This is a genomic window from Bacillus sp. S3, from assembly GCF_005154805.1.
GTDB lineage: Bacteria > Bacillota > Bacilli > Bacillales > Cytobacillaceae > Neobacillus.
The window spans coordinates 5,105,099-5,127,295 of record NZ_CP039727.1; the positions used below are offsets into that span (position 1 = coordinate 5,105,099).

Sequence of the window (22,197 nt, forward strand, 5' to 3'; positions counted from 1 at the left end):
ATGTCGAATACCTGTTATTTCGCACCATAATAATAGTAATAATTGGTATCCTTCATATTTTTATGATTCATTACAACACCAAGCAATTTACTTTGTGCAGAATCAAGAAGTTCTTTCGCTTTTAGCATTTGATCTTTTTCCGTCCTTCCGCTATAAACGACGAGAATCGTCCCTTCACAGCGATTTGCTAGGATTTGTGCATCTGTTACGGCTAATAACGGTGGTGTATCAAATAGAATAATATCAAACAGCTTTTCTGAAGTTTGAAAGATTTGTTCCATTGATTTTGAACTCAATAATTCTGAGGGGTTTGGCGGTATCGGGCCGCTTGTTAGAACAAATAAATTTTCAACACTTGTTTCAGAAATTGCCTCTTCCAATGGAATTTGTTTTGTTAAAACGCTTGTTAACCCAAATGTATTTGTTTGATTAAAGGTATAGTGCACGGTTGGTTTTCTCATATCCGCATCAACTAATAATACCTTTTTCCCTTGCTGTGCAAACGTAACAGCCAAATTGGCAACGGTGGTTGACTTTCCTTCTCCCGGCCCTGATGATGTGACCATTAGCGTCCTCACATTTTTATCGACCGTTGAATACTGAATATTCGTCCGGATTGTCCGATACTGTTCGGAAATCGGTGATTTCGAATCCACCATTGTGATCAGCGAACGTTTATTATTTACTGATTGCTTCCCTTTTTTAAGAGCCAATTGTCTCACCTCTTAAACTAGCATTTTTCCTTGCCATACTGCCTTGAGCTTTCTTCAGCTGGGTTTCATCGATAATTGCGATGGTACCAAGCACAGGTACACCAATTAGTTTTTCGATTTCTTCTTCATTTTTGATTGTGTTATCAAAGTATTCTAATAGGAAGGCTATTCCTACACCGGCCATTAAACCGACCACTAAGGCAATCGCAACATTTAATAACGGCTTTGGTTTAATTGGTGACGGTTGCTTTGCAGCTTCCGCCTTTGCCAGAATACTCACATTATCGACATTCATTATATTGACAATTTCTTTTTGGAATACTTCAGCCGTTTTATTGGCTATCTTCGCAGCCATTTTCGCGCTTGTGTCTTGAACAGATAAATTGACCACTTGTGAATTTGTTTCATTTCCAACAGTAATTTTCCCATTCAGTTCGTCAACAGTCATATCCAGCTTTAGCTCTTTAATGACTAATTCAAGAATCGCAGGGCTTTTTATGATAACATTGTAGGTATTAATTAATTGCAGGTTTGTTTGTACTTCATTATATTGATAGGCAGACTGTTCGTTTTTCGATTGATTCACTAACAGTTGTGTCGATGCCTGGTAAATTGGTGTTAAGAAAAAGTAACTAACCACACCGCTGATTAATACAGCTATGAATGTTAAGCTCAATATTAAACGTACTCGTTTGCGCAAGGTTTGCAGCAACTCTTTTAAACTAATGGTTTCCTCCATGAGATCCTCCCTAATCGTAAAAAAATCAAACTATCGAATAGTATACCATATTTTTTGTCACGGTTTGGCTAAATTTGTAACATTTTTGCCTTTTTTATGTTACTTTTGTCGTTCGCACTTTTACTATATTACACCCCTTTTGTAAATTTTTGTAGATATAAAATGAAAATGGAATTAATTTTCAAATAGTTCTTTGGTATAATGAAGTTGCACTATTATTTGGGGGTAAAATATTAATGAAGAATTTCCTTACGATCTTTTTAGGGCTTGCCTGTGCAGCCGTTCTCTTCTTGGGTCATTCCCATTGGAATGAAAGAATTAAAGCAGCACCAGAAAAGACATCCAGCCAGACTGACAAACAACAAAGTGGTTCCACTCAGACCGTGCAGAACGATGCATCAGATGAAGACGTCCTTGCTTATACGACTAATTGGCCTGTATCAGCCGTTGACCGCTTCAAGCAAACATTAACTGAAAAGAAACCATTTAAGGTACTGTTTGTTGGCTCTCCTGCCATCGGCTCCGATACTTCCGGTACGTTCCCGACGGTTAAAGAGAAACTGCTTGAAACTTACGGCGAGAAAAACATTCACGTTAACCTTAAAACCTTCAAATCTACGTCTACCCAATTTGTAAATTCAAATAAACAAGACGAAATCGCTGCCGAAGAAGCCGATTTAATTGTGTTTGAGCCTTTTATCTTACAGAATAACGGTTTAGTATTAATCGATGAGACATTACGTGATCTCACTACCATCATGGACGATGTGAAAGAAAAAAAACCAGAGACAACCTTTATTATTCAACCGTCTTACCCGCTTTATAAAGCAAAGATCTACCCTAACCAGGTAGCAGAGCTGAAAAAGTTTGCTGAGCAGCACGAAATCGCCTATTTGGATCATTGGTCCGCGTGGCCAGATACCAATGCAGATGGCCTTAAAGAATACCTACAACCTGATCAAGGTGCCCCTAGTGACAAAGGGAATCAAGTATGGAGTGACTATATGATTCAGTTCTTTATTAGTAAGTAACTGCCAACCTAGCGAATCGCAAGATTCGCTTTTATTTTTCCAGAAATCATTTGAATATTTGTATCCTCAATTAAACCTCGAATACTTTTCTTCCTATAAACATAATCAAATTCTACCAAAATTCCCCGAAGGCAGAATTTCTCTAATTTTGTCATTATTTAATATTTGCATCTTCAATAACTGGTTACTATATGGTAGGATTGTCATATTGTTTGATGGTAGTTTATGCCTACATATTAATAAGAAGTAAAGGAGGGTTTTTAGTGAGGAAAGTTTTTTCAAACAGCCTCAAAATTGTCGTGGCCTTTTTATTAGTTTTTTCAAGCTTTCAGGGGGTTGCGAAGGCATTTTGGGATTCTACTCCGCCTGAGATTAAAAGTGTTCAAGTAGATAAGACTCAGGCATTTGATGGCGAAACGGTCACACTAAGTATCAATGCCATAGATTTAGAGACTTCAATTAAGGATGCTGATATTAGGTATACCGATGGTAGAGGGTTTCCGCAAAGCTTTAAAGGTATATATAATCAGGAAACCCAAGTCCTTCAGGTAAAAATTCCAATCAGTAAATCTTCCAGTCTTGGAAATTGGTCTATCAAAAGTATTTGGTTTAATAGCACGAATGGTGATTTTAAAACGGTTGACTCATCAAATACCGATTTAAGCGGCGGCAGCTTTCAAGTTATTGAAAAACGCGACAATGACAGCCCAATTTTTAATGGAATGACGATTGACAAAAGCGAGCTAGTTTTAGGCGGTACGAATAAGGTGAGTATTAAAGCTGTTGATGCCTTATCTGGTATCGCTGAAGTGAAAGTAGGCTATCAAACACCTAGTGGCGAAATCCAGGAGCAAAACGCTGCATTCAACTGGTTTAACAACAGTTATGATGCCACGATCTCCACTTCTACTTTTTCCAATATTGGAAAGTGGCAGCCTGCCTATGTGTATTTACGGGATAAAAAGGGAAATGCAACGACCATTTATCATTCAGGTTTGTACAATTCTGGAATAATCGCTGATTTAAGCAGCGGGGCGTTCCAGGTTTTAGAGGATAAAGGGGAAAGCTTGGATACCTTAAATCGAACTATTGTTTATACAAGCAATGCGGAATTAACCGATACCACGATTAATGGCGATGTCTACATAGGGCCAAGTGCGATTTTAACGATCAATGGTAACGTGACAATCAACGGAGATTTAATTATTTTTGGCTCATATAGATTAAATGGCAGTTTAGATGTAAACGGTACCCTTGATTTAACGGGAAGTATGGATCAAGTTCCTATTTATTTAGCCGATCAGCCTTTAACCGCTATTAATGGTGTGTTAAAGGTTTCAGGAAAAACAGTACCGCTTGTCTCGATGACGATTGAAAATCAGCCGGTTGCGATCCATGCTGATGGCACCTTCCTTTTAAATAATTTAAACGTGGCAGGTAAAGAAGGCATAACCATTAAGTTTACCGATCCATCTGGTCATGAAAGTGTACGGCAATTTTTGATTAAACAAGAAACGAAAACGGCTCCATCTGCTCCCATTGTTATGGGAATAACCGATAAAGATACGTTGGTTTCTGGTACTGCAGAAGCTGGCGCTAAAGTTGAAATAAAAGTGAAAGGTCTAGTGATTGGAGAAGGTGAAGCCGGTAACAATGGTGCCTTTGCCATCACGATTCCTGCTCAAAAAGCAGGAACAGAATTAGTGGTAACGGCAATAGATAGTTTCGGAACAGTAAGTGAAACGACGATCGTCGTGGTAAAAGACGTGACTGCCCCTGCGGCACCACAAGTGAACGAGGTAACCGATCAGTCCACCGAAATCAGTGGTAAAACAGAAGTAGGTGCAACGGTTACGGTTGCCATCGACTCTGTTCGAGAGGGTTTATCTACCTATACGAGTGTTGTTGGCGACAGTGGAATCTTTAAGGTAGCCATCCCCTTACAAGCTGCGGGAACGGTTATTACCGTCATGGCAACGGACAAAGCAGGCAATGCAAGTGAAGTTTCAACCGTTATTGTCAAAGACGCTACACCACCAGCGAAACCGGTTGTAAATGAAGTAAATGATCAGAGCACCACCGTATCTGGTACTGCAGAAGCCGATTCTACTATCGATATTACGGTAAATAATTCAATTATTGGCTCAACGACTACTAGAGGGGACGGTACGTTTACTGTAAGTATTCCCGTTCAAACTGCCGGTACAGAGTTGGTTATTACAGCGAGGGATCAGGCTGGCAATAGTAGTGAAAGGGCTATTGTCATTGTCAAGGATGTAACGGCTCCCCTAAAACCATATGTCGAAAAAGTAACCGATCACAAAGTCATGGTTTCCGGTACGGCAGAGCTAAATTCAACGGTTGAAGTCAGAGCCAACGGTATACTTTTAGGCTCCTCTAGGGCAGATACGGGTGCAGGATGGTATTGGATTGAAATCCCTCCTCAAAAAGCAGGTACGGAGTTATCCATCATCGCCATCGATGCTTCGGGACATCACAGTGAAGCGACTATTATTATAGTAGAAAAAGATCCATACCCGATGTCAGGTCCGAAAGTTGATAGATTACTAGACACTGATACTGCGATAAAAGGGCAAGCTGGTTTTGCCCAAATGATTAAAGTATGGAAAAATGATGTGCTTCTAGCGTCGAAGTTAACGGAAAACGATGGAAGTTTTTCGTTAGATATTCCAGCACAGCCAGTAGGAACAAAATTACTTGTTACCGCAACGGATACGGCAACATATGTCATAAGTGATCCGACAGTTGTGGTGGTGGGAGAAGGAATTGCCCCTGGTAAGCCAAGTGTGAATACTGTAAATGATCAGGATACTTCGGTGTCGGGAACTGCAGAAGCTGGCTCGAAGGTTGAAGTAAACGTAAACGGCCAAGTCATTGGGTTTGGAACAGCAGGGACAGATGGTACATTCTCCATTACCATTCCAGTTCAAAAAGAAGGCACCGAATTAGTGGTAACGGCCACTGACCAATATGGAAATGTAAGTGAAGCTACCACCTTAGTAGTTACAGACGGGACAGCACCAGCTGCACCTCAAGTGGACGATGTTACAAATCAGTCATTAGAAGTTAGCGGGAAAGCTGAAGTTAACGCTAAGATTACGGTTGCCATTAACTCTGAGCATAATGGTCTTGCTTCCTATACTGGTGTAGCGGACGAAAATGGGGCGTTTAAAGTAACGATTCCCGTACAAGCTGCAGGAACGGTTATTACCGTAATGGCTACTGACAAAGACGGAAACATGAGCAAGACCACAACCGTTGTCGTCAGAGATGTGATTGCTCCTGTAAAACCAATTGTGAATCCTGTGACGGATAAAGATACGGTTGTTACGGGTTATGTGGAAGCCGGATCAAAAGTTTCTGTTAGCGTGAATCATTCCGTTATCGGAGTAACCGATACAGGAAATGATCGTTATTTTTCTATTACGATCCCTATTCAATATGCTGGGACGCAACTAGTGATAACTGCTACAGATAAGGATGGAAACACAAGTGAACCTGCTACGGTCTTCGTTCAGGATGTGACCGCCCCAGATAAGCCAATGGTGAGAATGGTAATGGATAACGAGCCTTTTGTAGCTGGCACAGCGGAAGTAGAAGCAATAATAGATGTGAAAGTAAATGGTTCTACTATAGGAACTGGGAGAGTTAGTGCTGAGGGAACATTTAAAGTAACGATTCCCGTTCAAAAAGCTGGGACGGAGTTAGCCCTTACTGCTACAGATATTGCTGGAAATAGCAGTAAAGCAGAAATAGTAGTCGTGCAGGATGGAACCGCACCTGCTAAACCTGTTGTGAACGAAGTAACCGATAAAGCTACTGCTGTTACTGGCTCTGCTGAAGCCGGTTCTAAAGTGGAAGTGAAAGCGGATGGATCGGTTATCGGGTTTGCTACTGCCGGAACGGATGGGAAGTTCTCTGTTCCGATTCCTCTTCAAAAATCCGGTGTGGAGTTAGCTGTTACAGCTACTGACAAGGATGGCAATGTGAGTGAAGCAACGAAGGTTGTCGTGAAAGACGGTACCTCCCCTGCTAAACCTGTTGTGAACGAAGTAACGGATAAAGATTCCGCTGTTACTGGCTCCGCTGAAGCGGGTTCTAAAGTTGAAGTGAAAGTGGCTGAATCGGTTATCGGTTTTGCTACTACTGGTACTGATGGAAAGTTCTCGGTTACGATTCCAGTTCAAAAAGCTGGTGTGGAGTTAGTTGTTACGGCTACTGACAAGGATGGCAATGTGAGTGAAGTAACGATGGTTGTCGTGAAAGACGTTACCTCCCCTGCTAAACCTGTTGTGAACGAAGTAACGGATAAAGATTCCGCTGTTACTGGCTCCGCTGAAGCGGGTTCTAAAGTTGAAGTGAAAGTGGCTGGATCGGTTATCGGTTTTGCTACTGCCGGAACTAATGGGAAGTTCTCGGTTACGATTCCAGTTCAAAAGGCTGGCATTGAATTAGTTGTTACGGCTGCAGATATTGCTGGAAATGTTAGCGACGCTGTTACTGTTGTAGTGAAAGATGTTACTGCACCTGCTAAGCCGTTCGTTAACGAAGTAAATGATAAAGATACAATTGTTTCCGGTCAGGCGGAAGCTGGTTCTAAAGTGGAAGTAGTAGCATACGGTGCTATGATTGGTTCGGGAACAGCCGGAAATGATGGTATTTTCACGGTGTCTATCCCTATGCAAACGGAAGAAACTGAACTACTAATCACGGCAACAGACAAATCAGGAAATATGAGTGAAGCGACAAAAGTGATAGTCAAAGATGAAGGAGCACCCGATGTACCCGTAGTCGATGAAGTATCAAATTTAGCTACTTGGGTATCCGGTCATGCAGAGGCGGATTCAACTATTGAAGTAACCCTAAACGGTTCTGTGATCGGTTCAGGCATAACCGGAACAAATGGTGAATTTTTGATCAACATTCCTGTACTAAAAGAAGGCACAGAATTACAAATCACCGCAACAGACAGAAAGGGGAATAAAAGCCAGCCAATTAAAGTGGTTGTTATAGATCGAATTCCTCCTAAGTCGCCTATAGTAAATATAGTAACGGATCAAGACTTACACATTACAGGAACAGCAGAAGCTGGGTCTTTTATCAAAGTAATCTATAAATCAGGAAGTGTTATTGGCTCCGGAAAAACTGGACCTGATGGCAAATATTCAGTCGAGATACCAGCCTATCCTAATCCTGGGTCAGAATTTACCGTAACAGCCACAGATGCTGCGGGAAATGAGAGTCAACCGACAAAATTTATTGTCGTCTCAGGAATAAAAGGATGGGTCCAAACAGATCATAAGTGGTTTTACTATGATGTTCAAACCGGTAAACCAGTAAAAGGATGGTTATCTGACGCTGGAAAGTGGTATTTCTTAGATTCTAATGGCGTGATGAAAACCGGCTGGTTCTTAGATGGGTCCACTTGGTACTTTTTCAAAGGCAGCGGTGCGATGCAAACCGGCTGGCTGCTAGATGGGTCGACTTGGTATTACTTTAATGGAAGCGGCGCTATGAAGACGGGCTGGCTCTTAAACGGTTCGACTTGGTACTTCTTCACGAACAGTGGGGCCATGAGAACCGGCTGGCTGCAAAGCGGTTCCACTTGGTATTATTTGAAATCCAGTGGCGCGATGCAAACTGGCTGGCTGCTAGATGGGTCTACTTGGTATTACTTTAACGGAAGCGGTGCGATGAAAACCGGCTGGCTGCTGAGTGGCAAGACCTGGTATTACTTTAAATCCAGTGGTGCCATGCAGACGGGCTGGGCGCAGATTTCTGGAAAATGGTATTACTTTAATCAAAGTGGGGCTTTAAAATAAATATGCAAACACTCCCTAAAATCGATTTAGGGAGTGTCTTTTTGTGTTCAGTTTTAACAGCTTTCGTTACATGGTTATATAGGATTGTTTTGCAGTAGGATAATTTTTTCCTTTTATTAGGGCTTCCCTCAATCTGTGGAATATCAGAGTAACTGTGTTTTAAGAGCCCTCTTCTGCAATGTTATTCTTTAATTGTATTTTTTAATAAATCCCTAGTTAATAAGTTAAAAAGATTCCAATTCAAAATCATAGATTGTGATACTATTAGATTTGTATTTGCTTAGTATACAGAAAAGGGGTCTAGTTAGTGAAAAGAATTGTCTCTGTTTTTACAGCACTATTATTAATTATTAGCACAGTGCCAATTAGTCATGTATTTGCCGAAGCGGATGTTACAAAACCTGTGTTGGAGAGCATTAGTGTGGATAAGAAGGAAGTGACTGCCGGGGATACGGTTAGGATTAGTATTAAAGCTACAGATGATGTTGCGGTTAGTGACGTCAGCTTGTACTACTATACTCCTATTTCCCAAAGAAGCTTTCCTATTCACCTAAGCTATAATTCCGAAAAAGGAGTTTTTGAAGGTAATTTTTTTATTGAAGATAATACCGAATCTGGGACCTTTAAGATTAATTTTATGTTTATTACTGATACTACTGGCAACAAAGCCTATTTAGCTCAAGGGCAAGACCCTGATGGTAAGCTGCCTGAGGGTGAATTCACTGTCACTGGTACACATGGTGCTGATGTTACAAAACCAACCCTTGATGGAATCACTATTGATAAAAAGGAAGCTACTGTCGGAGATACAGTAAAAATTAGTATCAAAGCATCCGATGATGTTACGGTTAGCGACGTTAGCTTGTACTACTATACTCCAATTTCTCAAAGGAGTTTTCCCATTCATTTAACTTTTAATCCTGAAAATGGGTTCTATGAAGGTAATTATTATATCGATGATAATACTGAATCTGGGACCTTTAAGATTAATTTTATGTTTATTACTGATACTACTGGCAATAAAGCCTATTTAGCTCAAGGGCAAGACCCTGATGGTAAGCTGCCTGAGGGTGAATTCACTGTCACTGGTACACATGGTGCTGATGTTACAAAACCAACCCTTGATGGAATCACTATTGACAAAAAGGAAGCTACTGTCGGAGATACAGTAAAAATTAGTATCAAGGCATCCGATGATGTTGCGGTTAGCGACGTTAGCTTGTACTACTATACTCCAATTTCTCAAAGGAGTTTTCCCATTCATTTGACTTTTAATCCTGAAAGTGGGTTCTACGAAACTAATTATTTTATCGATGATAATACTGAATCTGGGACCTTTAAGATTAATTTTATGTTTATTACTGATACTACTGGCAACAAAACCTATTTAGCTCAAGGGCAAGATCCTGAAGGAAAACTACCTAGTGGGGAATTTACAGTTTATACCGAATTTAACCCACCTTCCTTTTCAAAACTATCAATTGATAAGAATAGTGTAGAATCTGGAGATTATGTAAATTTCACAATAGATGCAACAGATGATACAAACCTACAGGAAGCTACTATTGACTATGTAAGCCCTGTTACTAAAACGAAGCATCCGGTTTCCCTTTCTTACGACGGCCAACATTTCACTGGTCAGATGTATATCGATAAAAATACTGAAGTAGGGAAATGGACAGTCGATTCAATTGAGATTAAAGATACCAATGAAAATACTACTGTTGTAAAAGCAGGTGAAACAGATTTAGGTGCCGGGGATTTTACTGTTCTTAAATCAGTAACGCCTTTAAACAGCTATATAGTGACATCAAATGAAACCTGGTCAAACAAAACGATTAATACAGATGTTTACATTTCTCCAGGGGCAATCTTAACTATAAATGGAAATGTTAAAATTAATGGGAATGTTTATACACTAGGTGGATTAAGAAGTTACGGCGGTCTTACCATAACAGGTGAGCTCCATGCCAATAGTATTTACTTTGGCTATTACACCCCAAGGAATGGTCAAGCTATTTTCACTGGGTCTAACAGTATTTCCAGCATGATCGCGAGTAATCGAATTTTAACAGAGGTTCCACTCACACTTTATGATACCCCGCTTGTCAGCAGCAATGGCAAAGTGAACCTAACTGGGGCAACTCTCCCATTTGTCACCCTTGAGATAAATGGACAAAACGTACCATTAAGAACAGATGGAACATTTAAACTGAACGATTTTTACATCGGTGATAGCGATACATTAAACGTTAAAATTACAGACCTTTACGGTTACACTTATTATTACTCTTATAAAGTTGCAGATATATATATTGATGAATTTACTAAAGTCTCACAGACTATTAAAGGTAAGGCTCTGCCGCATTCCACTGTAAAGATAATGGTGAATAATAGCCAAATAGGAGTGGATACTGCAGATGAAAAAGGTTATTTTTCCATTGGGGTATCCAACCTAATTGAAAATACTACCTTACGTTTTGAGGTTTATAATGAAGCAAATGAATTAATAACAACCAAAGAGGTTCTAATAAAAGACATTACGCCTCCAGAATCTCCTGTTGTAAATGAGGTTTCAGATAAGGATCAAGCGATTACTGGTGTGGCCGAAGCCGGTGCGACTATTACTGTAATGGTAAACGGGAATGCCATTGGCACTGGAACTGCTGGAACAGATGGGAAGTTTTCAATAAGCATCTCCATGCAGCCAGCTGGAGTTGAATTGGCCATTACTGCAACTGATAAAGCTGGGAATGTGAGTAAAGCTGCAACGGTTGTCGTGAAAGACGTTACCCCTCCTGCTACGCCAGTTGTAAACGACGTGACTGATCAAGATACTTCTGTTTCTGGGACGGCTGAAGCTGGTGCTAATGTGGATGTGAAAGTAAACGGATCCGTAATTGGTACAGCCACTGCCGGAGAGGACGGCAAGTTTACCATTACAATCCCGATTCAACAAGCCGGGGTTGAACTAGTGGTTTTCACTACTGATAAAGCTGGGAATGTCAGCGAAACTGCAACGGTTGTCGTGAAAGACGTTACTTCTCCCGCTAAACCTGTGGTAAACGAAGTAACCGATCAAGATACTGCTGTCACTGGTTCTGCTGAAGCTGGAGCTAAAGTTGAAGTGAAAGTGAATGGTTCTGTTATTGGGTTTGCTACTGCTGGAACTGACGGTAAGTTTTCTATCACTATTCCTGTTCAAAAGGCTGGCACTCAATTAGTGATTTCTGCTACTGATAAGGCTGGCAATGTCAGCGAGACAACAACTGTTGTCGTAAAAGACGTTACTCCCCCTGCCAAACCTGTGGTAAACGAAGTAACCGATCAAGATACTGCTGTCACTGGTTCAGCTGAAGCAGGAGCTAAAGTGGAAGTGAAAGTGAATGATTCTGTTATTGGGTTTGCTACTATTGGAACTGACGGCAAGTTTTCCGTTTCCATTCCGGTTCAAAAGGCTGGCACTCAATTAGTGATTTCTGCTACTGATAAGGCTGGGAATGTCAGCCAAACTACTACTGTTGTCGTGAAAGATGTTACCTCACCTGGTAAACCTTTGGTGAACGAGGTTACTGAAAAGGATACTTCTGTTACAGGGCAAGGCGAGGTTGGATCTACAATTAACATTAAAGTCAATGGAAATGTGATTGGTACAACCACTGTCGGAAATGACGGCAATTTCACGGTTTCGATCCCACTTCAACAAGCTGGAACGAAACTAGTCATTACCGCTACGGATACCGAAGGCAATACCAGCGATGAAACAACTGTTATAGTAAAAGACGTTACTTCTCCTGCTAAACCTGTGGTAAACGAAGTAACGGATAAAGATACTTCTGTTACTGGTTCTGCTGAAGCTGGTTCTAAAGTTGACGTCAAAGTAAATGGATCTGTTATTAGTTCTGCTACTGCCGGAACTGATGGGAAGTTCTCGGTTACGATTCCGGTTCAAAAGGCTAGTTCTGAGTTATTCATTTCTGCCACTGACAAAGCAGGAAATGTGAGTGAAGTTACATCTGTTGTTGTTAAAGACGTTACTTCCCCTACTAAACCTGTGGTAAACGAAGTAACGGATAAAGATACTTCTGTTACTGGCTCTGCTGAAGCTGGTTCTAAAGTAGAAGTCAAAGTAAATGGATCTGTTATTAGTTCTGCTGCTGCCGGGACTGATGGGAAGTTCTCGGTTACGATTCCATTTCAAAATGCTGGTTCTGAGTTATTCATTTCTGCTACTGACAAAGCAGGAAATGTGAGTGAAGAAACCAAAGTAGTCGTTTCTAAATCGAAACTTTCCGGTTGGGTCGAAGAGAATGGAACATGGTTTTTCTATGATAAAGCAACTGGAAATAAGAAAACTGGTTGGTTTTTAGAGGGTAAGACCTGGTATTACTTTGATACCAAAGGTGCGATGCAAACCGGCTGGCTGCTGGACGGAAAAACATGGTACTTCTTCACCAATAGCGGTGCCATGAAGACGGGCTGGCTCCTAAACGGTTCCACCTGGTACTTCTTCACTAACAGTGGTGCCATGAAAACTGGCTGGCAGCAAAGCGGTTCCACCTGGTATTATTTTAAATCCAGTGGTGCGATGCAGACCGGTTGGTTACTAGCTGGTTCTACTTGGTATTACTTTAACGGAAGCGGATCAATGAAAACCGGCTGGCTGCTGAGTGGCAAGACCTGGTATTACTTTAAATCTAGCGGCGCCATGCAGACGGGCTGGGCGCAGATTACTGGAAAATGGTATTACTTTAACCAAAGTGGAGCTTTAAAATAGACATGAAAACACTCCCTCAGCTGTTTGCTTTAGGGAGTGTTTTCATTAGAGGCGCTCTACAGTTTTATAGATTATGGTTCAACTCAACAAATAGGTTGTTCAAATTTCTGCTTACCATTGCTTGTGAAATGGTTCACCGCACCCATCTTAGGGACGGTATTTAAAATTACAAGATACTGTAAGATGGCTGCATTTTTAAGAATATTGACGGGTACATTTTTGTATTTTCAAAAATATGATTAATTATAAGGAGAAAGGGAAAAGATATTAAAAAATTACTTTTATAATGTAGGAGGAATTTTATGGATGAATATAGAAATAAGATGGTAAATAATAATAAAAAGGTGGTAAAAATCGTGGCTATTCCACAAACAATGCCTCGAAAAAAATCAAGCGGAAATCAGTCAGGCTTTGCAATTAAAAAGAAAAAGAAAAAAAGTGCTCTTGAGATTTCAGATTCAATAGGTATTTACGGAGCTTTTGGACGTACATTATCAGATCTTCATAAACAAGGGAGATAAGTATGGACTTTATCATTGATGGTGAAAAAATAGATTCAGAAGATTATTCTGGGGCATCTATTTATTTGGATGCTTGTTTTATTTTAACTTATTTAGATAAATCGGATAAAAGACGCCCAGATGTTGCAAGAGTATTAGATACTTGGGCTGAATACCCTGATGTAACACTAGGTATTAGTAATCATACAGTGACAGAAGTGATAAATCGTATTTTCCAAATGTTAATCCTCGGTTCGTTGCAAATTTTCCACGAGAATAATAGATTAATAAACCAAACTAAAGATGGCTATGAAAAATTATCTCTATTCCAAAAAGAACAATTGGTTAATTTGGATTCCGCAAGATATCTTTACTCCTTAGCAAAAAAAGAAGAAATCCTACGCCTATATAAAAAAGAGGTTAATGTAAATATTTCAGAATTAATTAAGATGGCGAAAGAGAATGAGATTAAGCGAAAAAAACTTGATACTTTCTATAATATTGCTATAACTAAGTTTGAATCTTTTATAAATTGTATGAGATCTGAACTTGATTTCAGCTTCGAGGTTCTAGATTCCAAGGCAGAGCCAGATTATCAGGTAGCTAAAACGAATATGCGATTTTTGCAGCTAGATATCACTGATTCATTCCACTTAGCTATTGCAAAATCGAATGATTATGATTTCCTAGCAACTTTAGATAGTGATTTTATACATAACCTGTATTCAACACTACCTGAACTATCTATGAAAATTATAAAGGTAGCATAGTCGAATATAAGTGATTATATTTATAAATTTTTTTCCTCTCTCGATTTGCAGGTGGATCATCGATTTTCCGCCTTCTTTTTCAATAAAACGGCAATATGAAGAGACTTGAAAACACTCCCTAAGCTGTTTGCTTTAGGGAGTGTTTGATTAAGTTCACTATTCTGTTTGATAGTTAATGGTTCAACAATTAGTTTGATCGAATTTCTGATTTCCGTTTCATTTACGCCCTTATCCTCGGATTCATCCTCTTTATATTTCTTCACCAAGATCCTTAGGTCTTTCCTCTTGATCACCAAAATGATAAAGTATGGCATCGACAATTCTTCTAGATGCATGGCCGTCACCATATGGATTTGAAGCCTTGGCCATTCGATCATGTGCTTCACGATTTGTTAAGAGTTCATCCGCAAGTTTGAAGATCACTTCTTCTTCTGTTCCAGCCAACTTTAGCGTACCTGCTGAAACACCTTCAGGACGTTCAGTTGTATCTCTTAATACTAATACAGGAACGCCAAGTGATGGTGCTTCTTCTTGGACACCGCCTGAATCCGTTAGTATTAAATAGGCCTTAGATGCGAAATTATGAAAATCGATGACATCAAGTGGTTCAATTAGATGAATTCGGTTGTTTTCTCCAAGTACTCGATTCGCAATCTCACGAACAACTGGGTTCATATGGACAGGGTATACGACTTGAATGTCTTCGTGCTTTTCAACAAGACGTCTGATGGCATGAAACATATTTTCCATTGGTTCTCCAAGATTTTCCCGTCTATGGGCCGTCATTAGAACTAATCTGTCATCACCTATTTTATCTAAAACAGGGTGTGAATAATTCCCTTTAACTGTTGTCTTTAATGCATCAATGGCTGTATTCCCTGTAATAAAGATGGTTTCTTCCTTTTTATTTTCCGTTAATAAATTTTCTTTTGATTGGCTGGTTGGTGAAAAATGAAGATCCGCTAAGACACCAGTAAGCTGCCGATTCATTTCTTCTGGGTATGGCGAGTACTTATTATGTGTCCGCAATCCCGCCTCCACATGTCCAATCGTAATCGAGTTGTAAAATGCTGCTAATCCGGCAATAAACGTCGTCGTCGTATCACCATGTACCAGAACTATATCAGGCTTTACTTTCTGAAATACATCATTTAGGCCCTCTAAACCGCGGGTTGTTACATCAATTAATGATTGTCTTTTCTTCATAATATTCAAGTCAAAATCAGGAACAATTTCAAAAATAGTAAGTACCTGATCAAGCATTTCGCGATGTTGCGCAGTAACTGTAACAATCGATTCAATTTTTTCCCTGTTTTTTTCTAATTCTTTTACGAGTGGAGCCATTTTGATTGCTTCTGGCCTGGTTCCAAACACGGTCATAACCTTAATTTTATCTTTCATTTCAAAGCTCCCCTTTATGTATGAATGAATCCACCAAATTTTATAATAATAAGGATACGAGCTCAAGGGTATTAACTAATAGAAAATAGTACCTATTCAAACGTAAAAAAAAAGCAGATTGGCGAATATTCCTAATCTACTTTGTCATTTTACTATGCTTTTTTATTTAGCTGTAATTCCACATCATAGACTATATTTTTAAAGTCTTCTCTCAGCCAAAAATACGTTTTTGTTTTTTTAAACTCGTTTATACAGCTTCTTAACCTTTCTTCAAGCTCTGGTGTTAGCTCAAAGCTGCTCTGGCCGGCATCAGTTGGGATTGATTGTGCCCATTCCTTCAAAGCAGGGTACTTACTATCCGAAAATACTTCTAAAGAAATAAGCATCGTTTCTTTAAGGCCTAAGGAATCACTTACAAAAATCATAAAAAATACCCCCTGTATTCTAGTTTAACGTTTTCACGCCTCTGACTATTATAACTTTACTATCTCATAGAATCAGTAAATATTTTGTTAGATTATGGGGGTATCATTTGATGATTTAGTCAAATCTATAATTTTCTTCTACTCAACCATTTATTTTTTTAATAGTAATTTTGTTTTATTTACTGATATTTTCCCTTTTTGATCTTTAATATAATACTGTACTTGGTAATTCCCCTTTCCATTTAAAGGGAATTTCATTTTAGGGCTTTGTTGGTACATAATTTTATCCAGTATTTTCCCGTCTTTATAAATGTAATAAGCATAGGTTAATTCATTGGAATTTGTTTTTATCTCAATCTCTATATCATTTTCATTCAATTGATAAAGAACTTCTTGCAGCTCATATTCCCCCGTACTGATAAATTCCTCCAATAAGTCCTTTTGGTAGATGATATGATTATCTTTCATTACATGCATAGCTAGTGTATAAAACCCAGTAGCATTGGGGGTAAATTCCATTTCATTTAAGTTAGAATAAATAATTTGATTATACTCTTTTATGACTAAATAAAACTTTAAATGATTAAATTTATCGGAAACACTTACCTTTCCAATAAGAGTATTTCCTTTTAGGGAATACGTTATTTCCTGTAAATCAACAAAATAAAGAATTAAAAACAACTTCTCAAATAGGAACTTCGGAAAATGGTTGCCCACATCTGAATGATCCCGCATTTCATCACATTCATAGTAGGTAAAAGAAATACCTTTTTCTGTTAACACCTCTAAAAAAGGCTGTAGGTGCTCTGGATGCTGCCAATCGTTGATACTCGACATAAAAAATAGTTTTGTGAATATTTCCTTATCTAGTTGTCTATAAATAATATCATTTAAATGATTGTGCTCCTTCTCATTATATGTACTTCCGAGCATATAATCATAGGCTTCCGGTCGAATGGTCACATAATCTGCAATTTTTGTTTGAAAAGCACCTGCAATGACATAACCGAAATTATATTTTAATCCGAAATACAGGGCTGCACTGCCTCCTTTTGAAGAGCCGGCTAGAATAACATTTTCATATTTAATATTATATTTTCTCATCATATTGGTGATCAGAGACATAACAGATGTTTCTACTTCAAAACTCATATTTTCGCCAATATAATAACAGCCTGTAGGACCGTAGTCATCTAATATAAATAACTTATGGCAATCAAATGTTTTAAGTGTCCTCATGTAGTTGTATGCATGTTTAACTTTGGAAGTGTTTTCTGCAAATCCCGAAAAAACGATAAGTAGATACTCTTTATTCACTTGCCCTTCTTCAAAGATATATTTAATAGGAAGGTTTGTGTTATATATTTTTTCGTTTAACAACATTACTATTCACCTATTTCAGTCTAATTATTTTTTTGATAACTATTAGTAGTAAAGTTCTAAATCCATTCATTGATCATTTGATCCTGACGTATCGTACAGATAAACTGTTATAATGGTTAAATGCAGGGCTTTTCATGAAAGGAGCAACAATGTTTAAACAGAAGATTCATAGAATCATTTTTCTTGCTGTCACAGTTATTTTATTCATTCTTATACCCATTGCTATTCATTATTCCGATCAAACCGATCGCCTTGATAACAAACCATTTTTAATAACGGAGCACGACAACATCCATGAAAAAGTTGACCCGAAAGACTTTGGTGCTGTTGGAGATGGCATAACAGACGATACGAAAGCTCTCCAGGCATGGCTGGATGCACCGGGGAAAAATAAAGTTTTAAAAAATGGTGTTTTTAAAATCACATCAGGATTACGCTCATCTGAAGCTGGCAGAACCATTAAAACCGATGGTGCTGTCATTATAGCTGACACAGCAAATATGATTATGCTTACTGTTACAGGTGAACAAAGTATTGTATCGGTTGATTTAAATGGAAACAACAAAGCTGCAGGTGGAATTTTAATCCTGGGTGATGGATGCCAAGTTCAAAATAGTAAAATCGACAATATCTATGGTTCCAATCAAACTGCATTCGGCATTAAGGCTCAAACTTCAAATGGTGTGCTTATTGAACAGAGCACAATCAAAAACATACGAGGGACAAAAAACGGTAAATTCGGTGATAATATTGGTGCTTCTCGTGCCATTTTAGTCACATCAAAAGAAGCTGCTTCTAAACCGAATATTATAAGAAATAATTCAATTGACGGTGTGACAGGTGAAGAAGGCGATGCTATCCAATTTCTCTTTAATAATGGACAAGTTACGTTTCTAAATGCGCAAGGAATGATAGAAAATAACATGATTAAGAATTGTAATAGGCGAGCCATAAAAGTCCAAGCATCCAATGTAAAGATCCTAAATAATACACATATCAATACCTTGAGTAAAGATGATTTACCGCATGCCGCTAACCTAATTGATATTATTCATTCCAATTTTATTATTGTTCAGGGCAACAAACTGGATGCAACATTCTTCTTAGGTATTAGTCTAAGTGGAGATTCAACTAGAAAAGCGTCAGGGATACTGGTAAAAGGAAATATTATTCAAGGCGGGCTAGTCCTTTTGGATGGAAGAAGGGTAACAGCCAGCGGAATTTATTGGAATAATATAACAGATAGTCAGATCATTGCTAATTCTATTGCAGATGCGGTTATCCCCATCTCTGGAGCAAACGGTACCAATATTACAGTTGCTGATAATCGGTTTTGGGGCGGAGACGGATTATATCCCGCCATTAACATTTTATCCTCAAACACCAACATACATATCTCCGATAACAAACAAATGGCAGGCAGACGCTCCACTCTAATAAGAAATAATTCTCTGGAACAGTAAAGCAGTAATTTAAGATAAAACTCAAAAATAAGCTGATTAGAAACTTTTCCAATCAGCTTATTTTCCCAAAGGTACTGTTTATCTATTACCCCGCACCATGGACACGATGGATACCAAACATTAATGAAGCACTAAATATGACGGCTAGGAAAAGAAGAATGAACTGTATTGTAAAAAAAGCTTTCCTTTGCTTCTCCCTTTTATTACCTTTTCGATCTGTCCCATTAGAATGAATGGGTTCGTGATGATCTTCTTTATATTGCCGTTCTAACATTTTAGCCCTGTACTCTTTCTTTTCCGATTTAGTTAAGGCGTTAAACATTTTAATAAACTCAGTGTATTCTTGAACCACCATTTCAGCCTCAGCAAATCTTTCAAGTCTGCCAAAATGGATCCACATCACTCGATCGCAAAATTCCTTAATTTGTGAAATAGAGTGACTGATAAAGATAATGGTTTTCCCTTGACTTTTAAACTCATTCATCTTGTCTAAACACTTGTTATAAAATGTTTGGTCTCCCACAGAAAGAGCTTCATCAACAATCAATATATCGGGTTTTGTATGAATGGAAATAGCAAATCCCAAGCGTGATTTCATTCCACTTGAATAACTTTTCACAGGCTGATGAATGAAATTACCGATATCAGCAAATTCAATAATTGCGGACTTGAGCTCCTCAATTTCTTCTTTCTTTAAGCCGTGCATTAAACACTTTAGTTCGATATTTTCTATACCAGATAACTGATTATTTAATCCAGCCGAAATGGCAATTAACGAGGATTCACCGTTAATTTTAATATTTCCGGAAGTAGGAGGAATAATCTGAGCCAGTAAATTGGATAAGGTTGATTTGCCCGATCCATTTAATCCTACAATTCCTACCGCTTCCCCTTCATAAATCTCAAACGATACATCTTTCAGTGCATAAAAGCGATCCTTATTATTCTTAAAGGATATCATCTCCATTAATTTATCGGATTGTTTTTTATATAAATTAAAGCTTTTTGATACTTTTGAAAATGCGATTTTCGGCCTCATTATTTAAAGCCTCCAATTAAATATAGTCAACAAACTTATGACGGAATTTTACATGTATACTTGATCCAACAAAAAAAATGAATAAGGTGATCAGCCAAAAGTATAAAGTATACGTCCCGTCATTGAAAAACCAATTTCCACCTAATAATGAACTCCTAAAACCTTCAATAATATAGAAGAAAGGATTCAACTGTAAAAAATCAACCATTGTGTCAGGTAAACTATGAACATTCCAAACTATTGGTAATACATACATCATGATCCTCATTGCTGACTGTACCATTTGCTGAATATCTCGAACAATGGTTGTCAGCGAGGAAAGTAATAATGATAAACTCAAAAGCAATGAATAAAGACAGAGTAAATAATATGGTAATTGTAATAGATACATTCCAGGGAAGAACCCTTTTAAACTAATAATTCCTAGTGATAGTACGATCATGATTAAGAAAGCAAATGAATTTCCGATAATTTTTATAGAGGGCAGCACACTTACAGGGAATTTCATTTTAGAAACTAGGTTTATATTTGCATAGATACTATTTGAAGCCTGAGTTAAAGTAGGATTTATAAAAAGCCATGGAACGATCCCCGCAATTAGCCATAGAAGAAATGGGGTCCCTTCTACAGAAGATCCCCCTCTTATTCCAAAGCCAAAGATAAACCAATAGACGCCAATTTGAATCATAGGATTCAATATTTGCCAAAATGCACCCAGGTAGTGCGTAGTATATTTACTTTTTTCCTCAAAAAAGCTTAATCGAAAAATCAGATTCAAATGAAGAAGTTGTTCCTTCATCACTTGCCATATTACGTTCATACAAGAGTTGCTTCCTTTTTAAGAGATTCAAATAAATTACCATAATTTATGTACTCTACATCCTCCGAGACAGCCTTCACTACGTTCTTTGTATCAAAAATCCGCTTCTGATTCATGGCTGCTAACTCTGTTCCTTCGATTAGTTTAAATTCATCATGATCTGATAAAACTACGATTAAATCAGAGCCTTTTACCGCTTCTTCCATATTAGACATCACCCAGTCATGTTGAACGTGAGGATCATAGGCTCTAACTTCAAATTGATTTTGCTCTTTAAGGCATTCAAATATCTCCATCGCTGGACTTTCTCGAATATCATCGACATTCCCTTTATAGGTTAAACCAAATACGGTTACTACTTTGCCATCCATATTTTTCATTAACTTATTCACATTATTAACTACATAATCTGGCATAGTTGTATTAATAGAACGTGATAAGTTAATTAATTTAGCCGTTTCAGGTGCTTTCGCCACAATAAAGTATGGGTCAACAGCTAAGCAATGCCCGCCAACCCCGGGACCAGGCGTATGCAAGTTCACACGTGGATGTTTGTTTGCCATTTGAATAACATCTAGTGCGTTTATTTCTAACTCATTACAAACCATTGCTAATTCATTTGCCAAAGCAATATTTACATCTCTGAACGTATTTTCCATTAACTTTGACATTTCCGCTGTTTTTGCATTGGTTTTAATGATTTCTCCTTTAACAAACGTACTGTATACTAATGCACCAGCTTCAGCGCATTCTGATGTCATTCCGCCAACAATACGGTTATTGTAAATAAGTTCATGAAGAATTTGACCAGGTAATACTCGTTCTGGACAGTGCACAAGGAAAATATTCTTTCCTACTGTAAAACCAGCTGCTTCCACTAATGGCTTGATGACGTCATCCATGCTGCGCGGGGCAATGGTCGATTCAACAATAATCACATTGCCTGGTTCAACAAAAGGCAATACAGATTTGACCGCGCTAACCACATAGGTTAAATCACAGGATTTATACTGATCATCATGATTCGGTGTGGGAACTGACACTATAAATGCATCTGCTTTCTCAGGCTTTAATGAGGCTTTAAACGTACCCTTTTTGATTACTTCCTCTAATGCTTCTTGTAAACCTGGTTCTTCAATATGAATATGTCCGTTATTTAACGAATCTATAACTGCTGAATTTACGTCCACGCCTACCACTTCAACATTGTGTTTTGCAAACATAATCGATGTTGGTAAACCAATATACCCTAAACCAATTGTACAGATTCTCATTTTACGTTCCTCCTAGCAA

General features: G+C 38.4%; 14 protein-coding genes and 1 pseudogene. 6 read left to right on the forward strand and 9 right to left on the reverse strand.

Annotated features, from left to right (window positions below; translation table 11 throughout):
* Positions 1–14: 14 nt before the first annotated feature.
* Positions 15–713 carry a CpsD/CapB family tyrosine-protein kinase gene (locus FAY30_RS24400; RefSeq protein WP_149872273.1) on the reverse strand — a complete coding sequence of 233 codons (699 nt, stop codon included), beginning with the start codon at positions 711–713 and terminating at the stop codon, positions 15–17.
* Complete coding sequence (locus tag FAY30_RS24405) at positions 703–1,452, reverse strand: YveK family protein (protein ID WP_149872274.1); 750 nt, start codon at positions 1,450–1,452, stop codon at positions 703–705. The genes FAY30_RS24400 and FAY30_RS24405 overlap by 11 nt, the downstream gene beginning before the upstream one ends.
* A gap of 236 nt (positions 1,453–1,688) precedes the next feature.
* On the opposite strand from FAY30_RS24405, the gene FAY30_RS24410 reads away from it, so the two are divergent.
* The 5 genes from FAY30_RS24410 to FAY30_RS24430 all read left to right on the forward strand — a co-directional run bounded on the left by FAY30_RS24410 (position 1,689) and on the right by FAY30_RS24430 (position 14,373).
* A complete protein-coding gene (locus FAY30_RS24410) occupies positions 1,689–2,483 on the forward strand; it encodes an SGNH/GDSL hydrolase family protein (protein WP_149872275.1) in 795 nt (264 codons plus the stop codon).
* A gap of 263 nt (positions 2,484–2,746) precedes the next feature.
* On the forward strand, positions 2,747–8,326 hold the full coding sequence (locus FAY30_RS24415; RefSeq protein WP_190284765.1) for an Ig-like domain-containing protein: 5,580 nt from the start codon (positions 2,747–2,749) through the stop codon (positions 8,324–8,326).
* Between the two features lie 307 nt (positions 8,327–8,633).
* Entirely contained in the window at positions 8,634–13,103 is a 4,470-nt protein-coding gene (locus FAY30_RS24420; RefSeq protein ID WP_149872277.1) for an Ig-like domain-containing protein, read from the forward strand.
* Positions 13,104–13,405: 302 nt separating this feature from the next.
* A complete protein-coding gene (locus tag FAY30_RS24425) occupies positions 13,406–13,624 on the forward strand; it encodes a hypothetical protein (RefSeq protein ID WP_149872278.1) in 219 nt (72 codons plus the stop codon).
* A gap of 2 nt (positions 13,625–13,626) precedes the next feature.
* Positions 13,627–14,373 (forward strand): hypothetical protein, encoded by a 747-nt coding sequence (locus FAY30_RS24430; protein WP_149872279.1) that lies wholly within the window; start codon positions 13,627–13,629, stop codon positions 14,371–14,373.
* 56 nt (positions 14,374–14,429) lie between these two features.
* Here FAY30_RS24430 and FAY30_RS24435 read toward each other — a convergent pair whose 3' ends face one another.
* The 4 genes from FAY30_RS24435 to FAY30_RS24450 all read right to left on the reverse strand — a co-directional run bounded on the left by FAY30_RS24435 (position 14,430) and on the right by FAY30_RS24450 (position 17,582).
* Complete coding sequence (locus FAY30_RS24435; RefSeq protein WP_190284766.1) at positions 14,430–14,639, reverse strand: hypothetical protein; 210 nt, start codon at positions 14,637–14,639, stop codon at positions 14,430–14,432.
* Positions 14,623–15,774, reverse strand: a complete 1,152-nt coding sequence (gene wecB / locus FAY30_RS24440) for a non-hydrolyzing UDP-N-acetylglucosamine 2-epimerase (protein WP_149872281.1) — start codon at positions 15,772–15,774, stop codon at positions 14,623–14,625. The genes FAY30_RS24435 and wecB overlap by 17 nt, the downstream gene beginning before the upstream one ends.
* Before the next feature lie 152 nt (positions 15,775–15,926).
* Positions 15,927–16,199, reverse strand: a complete 273-nt coding sequence (locus FAY30_RS24445; RefSeq protein ID WP_149872282.1) for a hypothetical protein — start codon at positions 16,197–16,199, stop codon at positions 15,927–15,929.
* Between the two features lie 150 nt (positions 16,200–16,349).
* A complete protein-coding gene (locus FAY30_RS24450) occupies positions 16,350–17,582 on the reverse strand; it encodes an accessory Sec system protein Asp2 (RefSeq protein WP_149872283.1) in 1,233 nt (410 codons plus the stop codon).
* A gap of 134 nt (positions 17,583–17,716) precedes the next feature.
* Between FAY30_RS24450 and FAY30_RS24455 the strand changes: the two genes are divergently transcribed.
* The gene (locus tag FAY30_RS24455) at positions 17,717–19,045 is read left to right on the forward strand and encodes a right-handed parallel beta-helix repeat-containing protein (protein WP_149872284.1); all 1,329 of its coding nucleotides are present in this window, start codon (positions 17,717–17,719) and stop codon (positions 19,043–19,045) included.
* 247 nt (positions 19,046–19,292) lie between these two features.
* On the opposite strand, the pseudogene tagH reads toward FAY30_RS24455, so the two are convergent.
* From tagH to FAY30_RS24470, 3 genes and pseudogenes are all read right to left on the reverse strand, one after another.
* Positions 19,293–20,084, reverse strand: a pseudogene (gene tagH, locus FAY30_RS24460) (teichoic acids export ABC transporter ATP-binding subunit TagH); the annotation flags it as partial.
* Between the two features lie 16 nt (positions 20,085–20,100).
* Complete coding sequence (locus FAY30_RS24465) at positions 20,101–20,904, reverse strand: ABC transporter permease (protein ID WP_149872286.1); 804 nt, start codon at positions 20,902–20,904, stop codon at positions 20,101–20,103.
* Complete coding sequence (locus tag FAY30_RS24470) at positions 20,901–22,178, reverse strand: nucleotide sugar dehydrogenase (RefSeq protein WP_149872287.1); 1,278 nt, start codon at positions 22,176–22,178, stop codon at positions 20,901–20,903. The genes FAY30_RS24465 and FAY30_RS24470 overlap by 4 nt, the downstream gene beginning before the upstream one ends.
* Positions 22,179–22,197 lie beyond the last annotated feature (19 nt).

Bases quoted from the DNA above. Each gene is read 5' to 3' on its own strand.
- FAY30_RS24405 (WP_149872274.1), bottom strand. From the start codon at position 1,452: ATGGAGGAAACCATTAGTTTAAAAGAGTTGCTGCAAACCTTGCGCAAA.
- FAY30_RS24410 (WP_149872275.1), top strand. From the start codon at position 1,689: ATGAAGAATTTCCTTACGATCTTTTTAGGGCTTGCCTGTGCAGCCGTT.
- FAY30_RS24425 (WP_149872278.1), top strand. From the start codon at position 13,406: ATGGATGAATATAGAAATAAGATGGTAAATAATAATAAAAAGGTGGTA.
- FAY30_RS24430 (WP_149872279.1), top strand. From the start codon at position 13,627: ATGGACTTTATCATTGATGGTGAAAAAATAGATTCAGAAGATTATTCT.
- wecB (WP_149872281.1), bottom strand. From the start codon at position 15,774: ATGAAAGATAAAATTAAGGTTATGACCGTGTTTGGAACCAGGCCAGAA.
- FAY30_RS24445 (WP_149872282.1), bottom strand. From the start codon at position 16,199: ATGATTTTTGTAAGTGATTCCTTAGGCCTTAAAGAAACGATGCTTATT.
- FAY30_RS24450 (WP_149872283.1), bottom strand. From the start codon at position 17,582: ATGTTGTTAAACGAAAAAATATATAACACAAACCTTCCTATTAAATAT.
- FAY30_RS24455 (WP_149872284.1), top strand. From the start codon at position 17,717: ATGAAAGGAGCAACAATGTTTAAACAGAAGATTCATAGAATCATTTTT.
- FAY30_RS24465 (WP_149872286.1), bottom strand. From the start codon at position 20,904: ATGAACGTAATATGGCAAGTGATGAAGGAACAACTTCTTCATTTGAAT.
- FAY30_RS24470 (WP_149872287.1), bottom strand. From the start codon at position 22,178: ATGAGAATCTGTACAATTGGTTTAGGGTATATTGGTTTACCAACATCG.